This window comes from Salinivirga sp. (assembly GCF_055145285.1).
Genome location: NZ_JBSRDC010000062.1, coordinates 164154 through 180280 on the forward strand (window position 1 = coordinate 164154; position 16127 = coordinate 180280).

Below are 16127 nucleotides of genomic sequence, written 5' to 3' on the forward strand. Positions count from 1 at the left end.
ACTATTTTTTATCTATAATGTTTCACTTTTCATAAAAAGCATCACGGCCCGGATAATATAGCTTTTTGGCCGCTACTTGTGGAGGAAACAAATAATACACCACTTTGCCTTCTGAACATAAATCGCCGGCAAAATTAAAAATTTGAGCATGAATATGAGCTTTTTTTCGGTTTTTTTCTGTCAATCTGGCACGTATCGTAACAGGGTGGCCGTCTTCAATCATTACAGGTTTATGGTATTGTGTGGTCATCTCAATTGTCATACCCGAAGTATTGGTTTTTACTACTACTACCCAGTTGGCAATTTCATCCATTAATGTGGCCTGTATGCCTCCATGGAGCACCTGATAGAAACCTTCATACTGCTTGGTGGGCTGCCATTCAGTAACGATTTCTTCTCCATCTTCATAAAAGGTTAGTTTAAGGCCTTCCTCATTCTCCGGCGCACAACCAAAACAGTTATAGCCTTCTAGTTTTGCATAGGGGTTGTTGAGTTTAATCATAGAAGTTTGGTTAAATTGATGAGATACAGATTTCAAATCTAATGAAAATTCAAAAACTTAATGATTCTCCTCCGACTGATTAAATGCCTGTACGTACCTTTTCCATTCCCTGAAGGCAGCTGCCGGGCAATTTTGATTTTGCACCGGCATATATTTTCGCCGATGATTTTGTTCCTGGATGTAATTTCTGCCAAACGCGGCGACTTATGCTTTGGGTGCGCTAACCCAAGACGTTGCCCGTGGGTTAAATTCTGCCGCCCTTTCAGACCGATGAATGCTTGAGGAAATTCCAGGTTTCAATTCTCAATGCATACTAATAGCCGTTGATGTGTTGTGTTTTTTGCGTTTAAACTTTTAAGCTGAATTTTCCCATCCACAAAATTGGAATCATTGCAGGTTGCGAAAATTAAAAAACCACTCAAGTTCCTGATGGCTGTTGCAGAATAGAATAATTCAGCAATTCGCTTCAGCCTCAAACAAATTCAGTCTTATGCACCAAAGCGCTTCTATATGATTTCCAGATTTGGTTTATCGGTTACTTTTTCGCAATAGTGACATTTCAAATCCACATGTTTTTTATCGATTACTGTGAATTTGGTGACGATATTTTCCTGGTTAGTAACGCATTTGGGATTCATACATTTAGCGATACCTTCTACTTCGTCGGGTAGTCCCACTACTTTTTTCTCAACCACATGGTAATCTCTAATAATGTTTAGTTTGGCTTCCGGCGCCACAAGGGCAATACGGTTGATTTCATCGTCTTTAAAAAACTTACTTTCGAGTTTAATAATGGCTTTTTTACCGTACCTTTCACTTTTTAGGTTGGTTCCAAAAGTGATTTGACTATCGAATTCCTCTAATTTCAATATCGAAAGCACATCGAACAGGCTGCCTGCTGGTATGTGGTCGATTACTGTACCTTCCTTTATTGCGCTTACGCTGAGTGTTGTATCTTTCATAGTTTTTAGCGTTTTATTTAAGTCCGAGAATTGAAGAAATTATCGCCTGACGCATGTAAACACCGTTGAGTGCCTGCTCAAAATAGTATGCTTTTGGGTTGCTGTCCACATCTTCGTGAATTTCGTTTACGCGGGGCAGTGGGTGCAGAATACGCGTATTACCTTTGGTTTCCTCCAGCATTGAATTGCGCAACACATACGTGTTTTTAACCTTTTCGTATTCAATAGGGTCGGAGAAACGTTCCCGCTGAACGCGGGTCATGTAAATGATGTCCGCGTGTGGGATGGCTTCCTCCAGGTTGTCGTGCTCGAAATACTTGATATCTTGCTCATCAAGGTACTTTTTGTAAGTGTCGGGCATACGCAGTTCATCGGGTGAGATGAAGTTAAAAGTGGTGTTGAAATTCGACATGGCCATCATTAATGAGTGAACCGTGCGTCCGTATTTCAGGTCGCCTACCAGCGCTACATTGAGGTTGTCGAGGGTGCCCTGCGTCTTTTTTATACTGTAAAGGTCCAGCATGCACTGGGTTGGATGCTGGTTGGCGCCATCACCGGCATTAACCACTGGTACAGGGGCAATTTCGCTGGCAAAACGGGAACTTCCTTCAAGCGGATGGCGCATTACAATAAGGTCACTGTAGTTGCTCACCGTAAGAATGGTGTCTTTGAGCGATTCGCCCTTTTTTACACTGGAAGAAGAGGCGTCTGTGAAGCCTACTATTCTACCTCCCAGTCGGTTGATGGCGCTTTCGAAGCTTAGTCGTGTGCGCGTAGAAGGCTCAAAAAAAAGGGACGCGATAACGACCCCTTCTAATAATTGCTGTTTTGGATTTTGCTCAAATTCTTCGGCAATTTCAATTAACCTGAGATATTCCGCTTTGGAATAATCGGTGATTGAAATCAGGCTTTTGTTCTTCATAGGATTTGTTTTGTTTACGTTTTCAATAGCAATTTAAGGTTCGCAGTCATCTTATGTAACGTTACTAAGGTCTGTGTTGTATTGGCTTTTTTTAAGCACAAAAATCAGGTAAAATTAAGGCAAGATATTTCACGAGTCAATATAGGATATCAACTTTGTTTTTCGTAAATTTGTAGTCTTTCCCCATTATTTTTTTACTATCAATTGTCCTGTGTTTTATCTAATAAATTAATGAATAAAGGGTTGTTTCATCCGTTTATAATTTTGATTTTATTTGTCATCCGATAACTATCGGATAGCCTGCCCCGCAGAAGGCGGGGGAACCTCTTTTTAACTCACAAACAAAACTTTAACTGCATTCTTCCAAATAATCATGGTCGTGCCTTGCTCCGCCGAAGCTATGCGAAGGCGCAGCCTTGCTCCGCTGTCCGCGTTCGCTGAAGCTATAGCGTTTCACCTGCGGCAAGCCTATGGCGACCGAAGGGAAGCGAAAGCTTCGCAAAGGCGCAGCCTTGCTCCGATGAAGCTATGCGAAGGCGAAGTGTGTCAAAAGCCTTGTCATGGAGGTTTCATTAGCAATAATCTTTGCTTTTCCGGTTCTTTATTCCTTGTATAATATTTCTTTTTCTAATGATTCAAAAAGTTTATATTTTTCAATATTGTTTACTCCTGTCTTTTCCAGGATAACCCTGTTCCATAACCGCATAGCATCATATGTTTCACCATGATGCACATCGGAAATGAATTTTTTAATTGTTTTATTGTGCAGTGTTAAATGCTTGTTGTACAGTTGTGTAATTTTATTAATGTCAGGATGCTTTATTGACTTTAGGTCTTCGATAAGGTCCCGTCTTGTTATCTCCAGTAGGTCAAAATACATATTAATGAAAGCCTTTGTTTCACGCGTCAATTCATGCTCATCAAATGTACCAACCGGATCTATTAGTGTTTTTGTTGTAAACCAAACAGAATCGTTCATTAAGACATAATCCAGATATAGTTTTGTGTTGAGGAAGTAATTCGTAGTTGGGTGTTCCAGCCCGTTTTTCTTGATAATTGCTCGTTGGTCCGGATTGTACCTGGTCATATCTTTAAAAGATAATCTTTTTGTTTGCCACGGTCTGTAAAAAAAGTCATGGATACTGGATTTGGGCGATAAGGTTTTTAGTGGAGGTCTTTTGATCTGGATGGAATGCTGCTCTATAAATTCCCGTTTCGCTTCACTATTCATATGCATCGCGAATTCTTTTGTTTGTTCCCAAAAAGTAGTATCGTAAGGTAAAGCGCTGATATTGCGGTAATCCTGATGTAATGATTTTGAGAATTCAAAGAAAGGTAAATTAAATTGTTCATAATAATTATAAGCCTGAATTACAGCTCTTGTACTATATTTCCTTGTTTTTTTATGCTTATAGTTACATTGGAGGTCGTAATTAAAGTCAATAGATTTTACATAAACTTCATTCTCTGTTAATTGAAAAGTTTTTGTAATTGACATATCAACCTGGCTGATTTCCTTTATATTTCCAAATGCAAGAAAGGGATGCCTATTTGTCTTAATTGCGTTTAACTTGATTTTTTTTACAAAAAGATTCTTAATATCCACCCAAACGGTGCCTGTGAAGTATTTAGCAGGGTGTTCTTTTGGGATAAATTTAATTTGTAAGATTTTATTTTTCTGTTCGTTAAATGCGTTTGTTAGTTTGAGGGAGTAGTGTTTTTTTAGTTTTCTTTTATTAAGCTGAAGCGGATTTATGGGAAAATGCTCATTTTTATAGAAAAGTTTATGCAAGTAAAATGTTTTGGATGTTTCAGAGGTAATATAAATATTAGAATCTAATGGTTTTATTCCGGCTCTCCCTTTTTTGATGTGTAATTTATCTATCTCATATGGCGAAAATTCTCCGTTGTAATATGCCTCAAGCAGTTCTGTCCTTTGCCCTTTGCAATAAGTTTCTAATTGATAATATGTTTTACCGGACCTGACCTTAGATGGTAATTCTATTGCATTCGAGAACATGTAATTCCTTCTGATTTTTGCCAACAAACTGTATAGATAATCACTATCAGCAAAAACAAGTACTTCACTGAGTAATTCTACCTTGGGCCTCAGTGCTATTGTTTCATAAGAAACATCTTTATTACTTAATGTAGTGTCATAAAAGCCAATATATGATATTTTTACACTGTCGCCAGGATTGTATTGGGGAAGACTAAAAAAACCATTGTGGTCTGAAAGTGTACCATTATCAGTGTTTAGGTTATAAATGTTGGCATAAATTAAAGGTTTACCGGTTTGCTGATTGATAACTTTCGCCTTCAATCCTTTCTTACCTGCTGATTGTCCGTACAAATAGACAGGTAAAATAAATATTAGTATTAAGAAGAGTTGCTGTTTCATTGCGTTTTTGTTATTTGTTTCATATTTCTTCTGAGCCTTCTCAAGCCTGTGCGGAATAGCACTGTATCACTAAACTGCTTTTTGAAAGCGCTACTACCCAAAGCCTCCCAATCTTCTGTGGCCATGCCGGCTATTTCTGGTTTAACACGAAATTCCTGCCAGCCATTTACCGGAGCGTTTTTATTGTAAGGACACACGTTTTGGCAAATGTCACAACCGAAAATGTGTCCGGAGAGGTTTTCGGGCTGCTCAAATTCACTTTTATGCTCAATGGTTTTATAAGATATGCACCTGCGGCTGTCGACCTCTCCCGGTGCTACAATTGCATTGTTGGGGCAGGCTTGCAGGCAGCGGGTGCACTCGCCACAGCTGTACCCTTCCAGTGGTTTATCGTATTCGAGTGTGGCATTAATGTAGAGCTCTCCAATAAAAACATACGAACCAATTTCGGGATTAATCAACATGCCGTTTTTGCCGATAAAGCCCAGCCCGGCTTTGGCAGCGAGGTATCGTTCGGGCACCGGGGCTGTATCTGTAAAAGCGCGTCCTTCAATTGCAGGATCGAGTGTTTTCAAAAATGCCAGTAAATCGCTTAGTTTTTGTTTAACCACGTAATGGTAATCCAGCCCTACCGCATAGCGCGAAATTTTGTATTTGCTTGTTAGTTGTGGCTTGCCGTGGTTGTATGGTGCCAGCACTACTATGGCCGATTTTGCATTTTGAACCAACAAATCGGGTTTAAACCGTTGTGCTGCATGTTTTTTCAGGTAGTGCATCTCACCATGAAAATCTTTTTCCAGCCAGGTATCATAAAACTTTTCAAGCTCCCGGTTTGGTTGGGTTAAATCACTGAACCCTACAGTATAGAAGCCCAGTTCCAGTGCTTTTTGCTTGATGGTTTTTCCGTGTTTTTCGATTCGGATCATATGCGAAAATAATGAAAAAATATAAGCGTGAGTTTTATAAACCGGTAGATTAAAACGCGCAAAACAATTTTGTTTTTATCAGTATGCTCTGTGTTATCCTTTTAAGCACGGATGTTTAACAAATGATTAACAGGTGTGACCGATATTTGTTTTATTATTTAATTCCTTGTTTTGTAGTTTTTTAACGTATCGAAGGGATTTAGATAACTGATTTTTGTCATGCTTATTTTTGATTGGAAGCAAAAAAAAATTAAATTTACAGGTGAGAGTGAATTTTCAAAATTATTAACCAAAAGTTAAAATTATTATGAGACAAAAAATTTTTACACTTGCCATTAGCATGCTGTTTTTTATTTTTGCAGCTGATGCGCAAAAGTTCAAAGTACCGGATAATGGAAAGAAAACATGGCAGCCGGCTAAAAGTATTGTCAAACAAAACAATGTTTTAGCATCGAAGGCCGTTGTTTTTTCAGAGGATTTTGCCTCTGACACCTTACCTACTGGCTGGCAAATTGTTGATAATGCCGGAGCAGGTGAAATCTGGCGTTTTGACAACCCAGGAGCACAAACATTAAATTCAACATCAAGTGCCAATGGTTTTGCCGCATTTGATAGTGATTTTTATGGCTCTGGCGGTGGTGCTGAAGATTGTGATTTGATCACACCACCTATTGATTGTTCTACAAACACATTGGTGATGCTTTCTTTTGAGCATTATTTTAATTCAGGTTGGGGTGGAGCAGCAGAAGTTCTTGTAAGTGGTGATAATGGTACCACATGGACTTCATTAGAAGGATGGGATGCTTCGGATACCGACAATGCTGAATTAGCAATGTACGATATTTCAAGTATTGCAGCTGGCCAAACAGAAGTACTAGTGAAATTTCACTGGACTGGCGATTATAGTTGGTATTGGTTGGTTGATGATGTCTCGGTTTATGAACCCGAACTTGATGCTGGTGTTTCAGCTTTTGTTGCACCACAAAATCCAGTTATTGCAGGAGTTAAAGATGTTACAGTTGAGATTTCTAATTATGGTGTAAACAACTTAACAGAGGCTACATTAGCCTGGGAAGTTAATGGAACAGCCCAAACACCATTTAGTTGGACAGGTGATCTGGCCTATGGAGCATCTGAAGAAGTAACACTGGGTACTTTTGATTTTCCAGTTGGTGCGCACACATTGAAGGTTTGGACTGAAGCTCCCAATGCTGGTGTGGATGAAAACAATGCCAATGATACACTTATGGTAGATCCGGTTAATGTAATTTATGCCGGACAATTATTAGAAAATTTCAGCGCTGGCATGGCGGTACCTACTGGTTGGGCAACATCTGCCGGACCAAACGATTTTACATGGGAATTGGGAGATGACAACACCTGGTTTGGACCAATGGATGGATATTTTACCTATGTACAGGGAGATATCAATACAACAATGGATACACTGGTTACTCCTCAACTTACACTTGACGGTTCAGTTACTGAACTGAGTTATGACGTAATAGGTGGTAATAATACAGGTGGATATGGTAGCTCAAAAATTGTTGTTAAATATTCCGCTGATGGTACAACATGGACTGATGTTGGCGATACTCTTGATTTAGCAGCAGGAGAGGCGCTTCAAAGAGTTGTAGTTGACCTCAGCGCCATTCCTAATGGTGATTATTATTTTGCCTTTGAGGTTACTTCCACCTTTGATCTTGCAGGTTATACAGCCTGGGTTGGAATTGATAACGTTATGGGACCTATGATGACAAATGTTCAGGCCAATGACCTTGGAATTGTTTCTGTTTCATACCCCAATGATTTTGTAATGGACGGCGATGTAATAACCTTAATGGCCGAAGTACAAAATTTTGGTACTACTGAGCAAACAGGGACTGAAGTTACATTAAATGTTGATGGAGCTCCAGCAGCTACAGCTAATATTGGAACTTTAGCTTATAGCCAAACTGAAATGGTTGAATTTACATGGACAGCCACAGCAGGACACCATGTATTTGAAGTAGCCGTTCCGGCTGATGATGCTACAGGAAACGACATCAAGTCTATTGAAGGCGTTGTAGTTGGCGATGGATGGCTCTATGAGGGATTTGAAGCTGCATTCCCGCCAGATGGTTGGGTAGCAGATACTGGTAGTATTTGGTTCCAGTGGGCCGATCCATTTGTAGGAGCTTATGAAGGAACTACAGTAGCCGGTACCTCCGTACCAGATGCAAGTACACGCGATAGCGTAATCCTTGCTACACCAAAAGTTGCGATAACCGGAACCAATGAGATGTTCCATTTTTACGCGGCACTTGGTAATGCAGGCATAGGAGCGCATCAATTAGATCTTGTTTATTCAGCCGATGGTGTTACATGGACAGATATCGCAGTTGATATACCCGTAACAGGTGGAATGGAGCTTTATTCTTATGATCTAAGTGCAATACCCGCAGGAGCCTATCATATTGGTTTCAGAGCACAAGTTACCGGTGACGGAAGTTATAGCACTTTATATGCCATTGACCACGTTGTTGGACCACAATTGGCCCCGGTTGTTACGTTCAATGTAGATATGAATAAGCCTATCCTGATGGGTGAATTCGATCCCGCTAATGATACAGTAATTCTTGCTGGTGATATGAATACCTGGGCTGAACCAGGAACTGATCCTTCAATGTTCATGGAAGACCCGGATCAAGACGGTATCTATACATTAAGTATGGAGCTTGCAGACGGTACCTATGAGTACAAGTATTTCAATGGTGCAGGATGGAGCGGTGGCGAATGGGAAGGCGCCGATAACCGTTCCTTTACAGTAGCTGGTGCTCCTGTTACGCTTAACGATGTTTGGGCCAATGAATATTTGGTAACTTTCAATGTAATGCAAGATGGAAATCCTGCAGAAGGTGCAACAATTAGCATTGATGGACAGGATCTGACGACAGATGTTGACGGCATGGCCTACATTGGACTTATGGATGGAGATTATCCATACACGGTTTCACTCACCGGTTTTGATGATATTACTGGTACTGTTACAGTGGCTGGTGGTAATGAAACTGTAAATTTAGAGTTCATTACACCAATACCATTCCCATTTATGGACGACTTTGAGGCTTACGCCGAAGGTGACTATGTAGCTGATAACTCTATTGCATGGACCACATGGTCAGAAGCACCTGGTACAGCTGAAGATGCAGTTGTTTCTACAGTACATGCTTCCAGTGGTGTCAATTCAATGTTGATTTCAGGTTCGAATGATATGGTACTTCCATTTGGAGATTCGACTTCTGGCAAATACCACGTGGCTTTTGATATTTATGTTGGAACAGATAGCAGTGCTTACTGGAATATTCAGCATATTACACTTACTGAGTGGGCTTTTGAAGCTTATATGAATAGTGATGGCACCGGCGAACTAAATGCTGATGGTCAAACAATTGCATTTGACTTTGATCTTGATGCATGGCATACCGTTGAGCATTACATCGACTTAGATAATGATGAAATTACACTTAAGTTGGACGGAGCTATTATTCATACATGGCAATTCAGCACAGTAGCCGGTGGTGGTGCTGGCACAAACCAACTTGGTGCTTTGAACCTGTATAATGGTGGAGCAACTGGAACAGCTGCATACTATGTAGATGATGTTGCATTCCAGTCCATATATCCTGTTACATTTAATGTTGATATGGGTGATGCAATTGTGGATGGCGATTTTGATCCTGCAACGGATACCGTAATTGCCGCAGGAAGCATGAATGGATGGATGGAACCAGGTATGGACACAACTATGTTTATGCATGATATGGACGAAGATTCCATTTATACCCTAACGATGCAGCTTACTGATGGTGACTATGAATACAAGTACTTCAACGGTGCCGGCTGGAACGGTGGCGAATGGGAAGGCGGCGATAACCGTATGTTCACAGTTGCCGGAGCTGCAGTTGTTTTAGATGATGTTTGGGCTGAAGGTGTAGGTATTGATAATACAGCCGAAGCTTTAGAGTTCAATATTTATCCAAACCCAACAAAAGGGGTATTACATATTGAAATAGATGGAACCAATCAGGTAACAATTATTAATGCTATCGGTCAGGTTGTTAATACCGTTAAGATTAATGGACATAGTACGCTTGATCTGTCTAATAATGCGTCAGGCGTATACTTCATCAGAGTCGCTTCTGAGAATAAAGTAGCCACAAAACGTATTATCGTTCAATAATTCACTCTTAACAGATAAAATTAAAGCCGCTGGGTTTCCGGCGGCTTTTTTTTTATTATAAAGTTTTTGATTATTGTTTGCAAAGAAAAAAAAAGTTATATATTTGTCTACGAGAGTGAAATTTAAATATTGTTAACCAAAAGTTAAAATTGTTATGAGACACAAATTATTTACGCTAGCCATTAGCATGCTGTTTTTTATTTTTGCAGCTAATGCGCAGAAACAGTCAACAAGTTTGGACAAAACCCCTTTAGCACCAACACAAATTGAAGTGAGTGCAAAAGCACAATGGGATGTGCTGTTTACTTTTGATGCTGTAGAAGCAGCCTCACCCGGTATAGAAACAAACGGAACATATTTTTATACCACTACCTGGAATGCTGGTAATTTTCATCGGTATGATATGGATGGCGCAAATCCTGTAACTTTCACCATCACAGGTGTAAGCTCCATCAGAGACCTTGCTTATGTAGAATCAACAGGTTATTTCTATGGGTCAGATGCTACAATGACAATTCAAATCATGGACCTTGATAATGAAGCATCCATAGGTACCATTACTGTTGACGCTGCAACTGGCATCACCGGAGTTCGTCATATTGCTTATGACCCAACTCTTGACGGAGGAGCTGGTGGTTTCTGGGTAGGAAACTGGGCCGAGCTGGCAGCTATTGATATGTCAGGAAATTCACTGGTGGCTAACTCTGAGACTCCTGATGTGACAAGCGCCTATGGTTCAGCTTATGATAACTGGACAGATCCTGCAAATCCAAAATTGTGGATAGCGACTCAACCAGGATCACCAAGCGATGCAGTTTTTGCTGAATTTGACATCAATACCTTAACATTGACAGGAACCGTACATGATGCAGTTGCAGATGTGCCCGGAGCTGATGCTGCTGCTCTTAGTGGTGGTGCCTGTACTTATGAGGCCGGAGGCTTGTTTATTCTGGCCGGCTCATTACAACAAGACCCGAATTTAGTTTTTGGATATGAATTAGCCGTAACAGCCGATCCAACAGCTCCTGGTGAACCAACAGCTTTTACAGCTACACCCGATGCAGGCGGTGCCCTTACGGTAGACCTTGCCTGGACAAATCCTGATGTGGATGTAAATGGTGACCCACTAACTGATCTTACCAGTATCGACGTATACCTTAATGATGATCCTACACCCATTTACACCAATGCTTCACCTACCATAGGTGGTGCTGAAACTTATACAGCAACTGCCCCTGCCGGTGGAATGCATACATTTAAAGTGGTTGGAACTAACGCTTCAGGTGCAGGGATACCAGCTACAACTTCTACCTTTGTTGGTGAAGATATACCGGCAGCTCCAGGTAATATCGTATTAGCTGTTACTGATATGGATGCCACTGTAACATGGGAAGCCCCGACTGAAGGTGCTAACGGTGCTTATTTCAGTGGAACTGGCTTAACATACGATGTTGTAAGATACCCTGACGATACACTTGTATCTGATGATCAAACAGAATTAACTTTCACAGAAACAATTACTAGTGCAGGAAACTACTCATATGAAGTGATTCCTTCTAATGCAACAGGTGTTGGAGTATCTGGAATGTCAAATACAGAAACCATCGGTGATGTTTTAGTTTATGATTTTGAAGCAGGTATGCCAGATAGCTTTACATTAATTGACGGTGATTGCGGTTGGATGACTGGTACCGATGGAAGTAGTAGTTATTTTTCTATTCCTGCTCATTCTACGTATGCATATGCCAACGACGATGCATGTAACGGAGACATGTCGGATGTATGGATGATTACGCCTTTTGTTGATTTTACTGGAGTTGATGCTCCTTTTGTACAATTTGAATCATATAGCAACAATGACATTTTCACAATAAAGGCTTCAACAGATGGCGCAAATTGGACAGATGTACAAGTTCTGACTCCTGATAATTCAGCATGGAAAACCGAAACAGTAGACTTAAGTGCCTATGCAAATGAGCCTGCTGTTCAGATTGCTTTCCATTATAATGATGATGGAGCATGGGGTTATGGATGGGCTGTTGACGATATTCTTATTCCAGGTGCTCTTAGTGGTGCTGGTTATTTAGTGACTTTCAACGTAGATGACGGTGCAGACCCAATCGAAGGTGCCAACATCAACATCAATGGTACAGACCTGACGACCGATGCTTCAGGAGTTGCTACAATTGAACTTTTTGATGGCGAATATATTTATACAGTGACGATGGATGGCTATGCTGAAGCCTCAGATACAATTACTGTAGCAGGAGCGGCTGTTTCTGAAACGGTTACATTAAATGCGCTCTATGCTGTTACATTTAATGTTGATATGAGTGATGCAATTGTGGATGGCGATTTTGATCCTGCAATGGATACCCTAATTGTTGCAGGAAGCATGAATGGATGGATGGGCCCTGGTACGGATGAAGCTATGTTCATGGACGATGCGGATGAAGATTCTATCTATACTTTAGAGATGGATCTTATAAATGGAGACTATGAATATAAGTACTTCAACGGTGCCGGCTGGAATGGCGGCGAATGGGAAGGCGGCGACAACCGTACCTTCACAGTGGCTGACACTGCAGTTGTTTTAGATGATGTTTGGGCTGAAGGTGTAGGTATTGATAATACAGCCGAAGCTTTAGAGTTCAATATTTATCCAAACCCGACAAATGGCATATTGCATATCGAGGTTGATGGAAACACTGAGGTTTCTGTTATCAACGCTATTGGACAAACTATTAATACAGTAAAAGTTAACGGACATAGCATCCTTGATTTATCTAATAATGCGTCAGGCGTATACTTTATCAGAGTCGCTTCTGAGAATAAAGTAGCCACAAAACGTATTATCGTTCAATAATTCACTCCAAATAGATGATATTAAAGCCGCCGGTTTCCGGCGGCTTTTTTTGTGGTTTCCAAATCCAGTGACTGAAAATAGAAATCAATTAAGCCTGAGTGAATTCCCTGATTAACCACGCCATTTATGAGGTAAAATCACCAACCCCACAACTTTCAGTTTTTCAGCCCGGAAAGCTATTTTAACAAATTTTCTGACTAAAGTCTTATGCTAACTAAAACCTTTTAGCCCCCGCCATAAATGGCAGGGCAAATCATCTCGTTGGACTGAGATTACACCATTACCCAAAGCGACTGCTTGATCAGCTATACTGTTTAGTGCATTGACTTACCAGCCTTACCTGGATTCCCTAAGTTACCACGTCATTTATGGCGTGGAATCACCAACCAACAAATTCCTTCAGGGCTTCAGCCCGGAAAACTATGGCTTTCTGCAATCAATAAATCGTATTTGATTTCGTGGGTAGCTTTATTATTTCCCGGCTGCTTCTATAATATCCAAAACAATAGGTTTTAAACCGGCAAAAAAGAATTCTACGGCTATCACCATTACAATGAGTCCCATGAGTCGCATCATGACTTTTATGCCCATATCGCCCATTAGCTTAACCAATTTTGACGATGATAGTAAAATGATATAGGTTATGAGCATAATGAGTGTCAACCCACCAATTAAAATCATTTTATAACCAAATGATGTGGCGTCTTCCATCAGCACAATACCATTAGTAATGGAGCCTGGACCGCAAATCATAGGTATGGCCAATGGGGTAATGGCAATGTCGTTTGAAAACTGGGTTTGGGTTTCTCCCGACGATTTTATTCGTGAAAAGCGTGCTTGCAGCATGTCGAAACCCACATAAAAGAATATCACGCCGCCAACAATTCTTAAACTATCAATTGAAATGGAAAAGAATTGAAAGATAAACTGACCTCCAAAAGCAAAAACCATTAACATGGCCAGTGAAATGAGTGTTGCCTTTAGTGCTGTATAATGTCGCTGTTTGTGCGACATATTGGCGGTCATGCTCATAAATACCGGCATAAGGGCCAGCAGGTTGATCAGCGTAAAGAATGATGTCAGTACAATCAGTGCAAACTCATAAGCACTCATGGGATACTATTTTTTCCTGATGAAAATTCTGATCGGCACACCTGTAAAGTTAAAATTTTTGCGCAATTGATTCACTAAAAATCTTCGGTATGGTTCTTTTACATACTGGGGAAGATTACAGTAAAATGCAAAAGACGGAAAAGGTGTTGGTAACTGTGCAACATATTTTATTTTAATGTATTTTCCTTTTAATGATGGGGGCGGAGTGCGCTCTATAATGGGCAATAAATAATCGTTAAGTTGTGAGGTTTTGATTTTGCGGTTGCGGTTTTCATATACCTTTGTTGCTGTTTCGAGCGCTTTGAATATTCTTTGTTTGGTAAGCGCCGACATAAATATTATAGGCACATCTTCAAAGGGGGATAGTCGATTTTTTATCTCCGTTTCCATTTTTTTGGCGGTGTCGGTCTGTTTTTCGATCAAGTCCCATTTGTTAATCAAAACCACTACCCCCTTGTTGTTTCTGACGGCCAAATGCAAAATGTTGACATCCTGGCTCTCGATGCCTTTTGTTGCATCGATCATCACGAGACATACATCAGCATATTCGATTACGCGCACGCTTCGCATGACGGAATAAAACTCCAGGTCTTCGCGTACTCTGGATTTTTTTCTTAATCCTGCAGTATCGACAAGGTAAAAATCGTGATCGTATTTTTTGTATCGTGTGTATATCGCATCCCGGGTTGTGCCTGAAATCTCGGTTACAATGTTGCGCTCTTCGCCGAGCAAGGTATTTACCAGGAGCGATTTTCCTGCATTGGGTCGGCCTACAACTGCAAAACGAGGCAGTTCTAATTCAGTTTCCTCTTCTGTTTGTTCTGGGAAATGATTGGTTACTTCATCCAGCAAATCACCTGTTCCACTTCCGGAATTGGACGATATACTGAAAAGTTTTTCGTAACCCAGCCCGTAAAACTCTGTAGCATCGAGGTGTAGTTGATTGTTATCAACCTTATTGACTACAATTAGTACAGGTTTATTGATTCTTCTCAGAATGTTGGCTACAGATTGATCGAGGTCTGTGATTCCATTTTGTACGTCAACCATAAACAAAATAACGTCAGCTTCCTCAATGGCAATTGCTGCCTGTTTGCGTATGGCTTGTTCAAAAACGTCTTCAGAATTGGTTACATAACCACCTGTATCAATTACAGTGAAATTTTTTCCGTTCCATTCTGAAGTTCCGTAGTGCCGGTCGCGTGTAACTCCCTCCTCACCATCAACAATGGCTGCTCTGCTTTCTGTAAGTCTATTAAAAAGGGTCGATTTTCCCACATTGGGTCGCCCTACAATTGCAACTATATTTCCCATTCAAGGTATGCTTTATTCGATGTAACCAAATTTTCTTAATTTTTTGTCATTATCACGCCAGTCGGGATCAACTTTGACAAAGAGCTCCAGGAAAACCTTCTTGCCCAGAAACTCTTCAATGTCTTTTCTTGCTGCTGTACCTACTTTTTTAAGTTTTTCGCCCTGGTGTCCAATTAATATTCCTTTTTGCGATTCCCTTGTCACATAAATAATTCCTTCAATATGTGCTATGCGTTCATCTTCTTTATAAGAACCAATTTCTACTTCAACAGAGTAAGGAACCTCCTGCTTATAATAAAGCAATATTTTCTCTCTGATCATTTCTGAAGCAAAGAAACGCAGTGACCGGTCTGTGAGTTCATCTTTCGGAAAATACGGATCGCCTTCAGGCAAATGATGCATAATGTAATCGAACACTTTGTCGACATGTAATTTATGCTTAGCTGCAATAGGCAGGATAGATGCCTTAGGTAATTTTTGAGCCCATTTTTCTACCAGCGACTCAAGGCTCATCTGGTTGGTTTCATCTATTTTGTTGATGAGTACCAGTGTGGGTTTTTCTTCCTGTGCAATTCTATCTATACTGATTTTATTTTTGTCGGGATCCTCAATTACATCAGTCATGTACAGTATGATATCAGCATCTTCTATGGCTGTATCTACAAAGTGCATCATAGACTTTTGCAGGCGATAATTTGGCTTGATTATACCGGGTGTATCTGAATAAACGATTTGGAAATCTTCACCATTCACAATGCCCATGATTCTGTGCCTGGTAGTTTGCGATTTATTGGTGATAATGGAGAGTTTCTCGCCCACTAACTTATTCATCAAGGTTGATTTACCCACGTTAGGGTTACCCAGAATATTAACGAACCCTGCCTTATGCGTCATATAAG

10 protein-coding genes are annotated in these 16127 nt (G+C 40.4%); 2 read left to right on the plus strand and 8 right to left on the minus strand.

The window, feature by feature from the left end:
- Positions 1 to 22: 22 nt before the first annotated feature.
- The 5 genes from ACTB0Y_RS13235 to queG all read right to left on the minus strand — a co-directional run bounded on the left by ACTB0Y_RS13235 (position 23) and on the right by queG (position 5713).
- Positions 23 to 502: a PaaI family thioesterase gene (locus ACTB0Y_RS13235; protein WP_463207305.1), complete on the minus strand. Its 480-nt coding sequence runs from the start codon at positions 500 to 502 to the stop codon at positions 23 to 25.
- Between the two features lie 506 nt (positions 503 to 1008).
- On the minus strand, positions 1009 to 1464 hold the full coding sequence (pyrI, locus tag ACTB0Y_RS13240) for an aspartate carbamoyltransferase regulatory subunit (RefSeq protein WP_463207306.1): 456 nt from the start codon (positions 1462 to 1464) through the stop codon (positions 1009 to 1011).
- Between the two features lie 13 nt (positions 1465 to 1477).
- Complete coding sequence (gene pyrB / locus ACTB0Y_RS13245) at positions 1478 to 2386, minus strand: aspartate carbamoyltransferase (protein ID WP_463207307.1); 909 nt, start codon at positions 2384 to 2386, stop codon at positions 1478 to 1480.
- A gap of 601 nt (positions 2387 to 2987) precedes the next feature.
- Positions 2988 to 4787 carry a carboxypeptidase-like regulatory domain-containing protein gene (locus tag ACTB0Y_RS13250; protein WP_463207308.1) on the minus strand — a complete coding sequence of 600 codons (1800 nt, stop codon included), beginning with the start codon at positions 4785 to 4787 and terminating at the stop codon, positions 2988 to 2990.
- The gene (queG, locus tag ACTB0Y_RS13255; protein ID WP_463207309.1) at positions 4784 to 5713 is read right to left on the minus strand and encodes a tRNA epoxyqueuosine(34) reductase QueG; all 930 of its coding nucleotides are present in this window, start codon (positions 5711 to 5713) and stop codon (positions 4784 to 4786) included. Before queG ends, ACTB0Y_RS13250 begins: the two co-directional genes overlap by 4 nt.
- 307 nt (positions 5714 to 6020) lie before the next feature.
- Between queG and ACTB0Y_RS13260 the strand changes: the two genes are divergently transcribed.
- Together ACTB0Y_RS13260 and ACTB0Y_RS13265 are read left to right on the plus strand one after the other, a co-directional pair.
- Complete coding sequence (locus ACTB0Y_RS13260) at positions 6021 to 9935, plus strand: choice-of-anchor J domain-containing protein (RefSeq protein WP_463207310.1); 3915 nt, start codon at positions 6021 to 6023, stop codon at positions 9933 to 9935.
- Between the two features lie 154 nt (positions 9936 to 10089).
- Positions 10090 to 12801, plus strand: coding sequence for a T9SS type A sorting domain-containing protein (locus tag ACTB0Y_RS13265; RefSeq protein ID WP_463207311.1), 2712 nt, complete (start codon positions 10090 to 10092; stop codon positions 12799 to 12801).
- Positions 12802 to 13272: 471 nt separating this feature from the next.
- Here the strand turns inward: ACTB0Y_RS13265 and ACTB0Y_RS13270 are convergent, their stop codons facing one another.
- Genes ACTB0Y_RS13270 through era form a run of 3 tightly spaced genes read right to left on the minus strand, consistent with a single transcriptional unit; the run spans position 13273 to position 16122 of the window.
- Positions 13273 to 13914 (minus strand): MarC family protein, encoded by a 642-nt coding sequence (locus tag ACTB0Y_RS13270; protein ID WP_463207312.1) that lies wholly within the window; start codon positions 13912 to 13914, stop codon positions 13273 to 13275.
- 6 nt (positions 13915 to 13920) lie between these two features.
- Positions 13921 to 15228 carry a ribosome biogenesis GTPase Der gene (der, locus tag ACTB0Y_RS13275; protein WP_463207313.1) on the minus strand — a complete coding sequence of 436 codons (1308 nt, stop codon included), beginning with the start codon at positions 15226 to 15228 and terminating at the stop codon, positions 13921 to 13923.
- 12 nt (positions 15229 to 15240) lie between these two features.
- A complete protein-coding gene (gene era, locus ACTB0Y_RS13280; RefSeq protein ID WP_463207314.1) occupies positions 15241 to 16122 on the minus strand; it encodes a GTPase Era in 882 nt (293 codons plus the stop codon).
- Between the last annotated feature and the right edge of the window lie 5 nt (positions 16123 to 16127).

What these genes read in the sequence shown, in the direction of transcription:
- ACTB0Y_RS13235 (WP_463207305.1), bottom strand. Translation starts at nt 502, where the DNA reads ATGATTAAACTCAACAACCCCTATGCAAAACTAGAAGGCTATAACTGT.
- pyrI (WP_463207306.1), bottom strand. Translation starts at nt 1,464, where the DNA reads ATGAAAGATACAACACTCAGCGTAAGCGCAATAAAGGAAGGTACAGTA.
- pyrB (WP_463207307.1), bottom strand. Translation starts at nt 2,386, where the DNA reads ATGAAGAACAAAAGCCTGATTTCAATCACCGATTATTCCAAAGCGGAA.
- ACTB0Y_RS13250 (WP_463207308.1), bottom strand. Translation starts at nt 4,787, where the DNA reads ATGAAACAGCAACTCTTCTTAATACTAATATTTATTTTACCTGTCTAT.
- queG (WP_463207309.1), bottom strand. Translation starts at nt 5,713, where the DNA reads ATGATCCGAATCGAAAAACACGGAAAAACCATCAAGCAAAAAGCACTG.
- ACTB0Y_RS13260 (WP_463207310.1), top strand. Translation starts at nt 6,021, where the DNA reads ATGAGACAAAAAATTTTTACACTTGCCATTAGCATGCTGTTTTTTATT.
- ACTB0Y_RS13265 (WP_463207311.1), top strand. Translation starts at nt 10,090, where the DNA reads ATGAGACACAAATTATTTACGCTAGCCATTAGCATGCTGTTTTTTATT.
- ACTB0Y_RS13270 (WP_463207312.1), bottom strand. Translation starts at nt 13,914, where the DNA reads ATGAGTGCTTATGAGTTTGCACTGATTGTACTGACATCATTCTTTACG.
- der (WP_463207313.1), bottom strand. Translation starts at nt 15,228, where the DNA reads ATGGGAAATATAGTTGCAATTGTAGGGCGACCCAATGTGGGAAAATCG.
- era (WP_463207314.1), bottom strand. Translation starts at nt 16,122, where the DNA reads ATGACGCATAAGGCAGGGTTCGTTAATATTCTGGGTAACCCTAACGTG.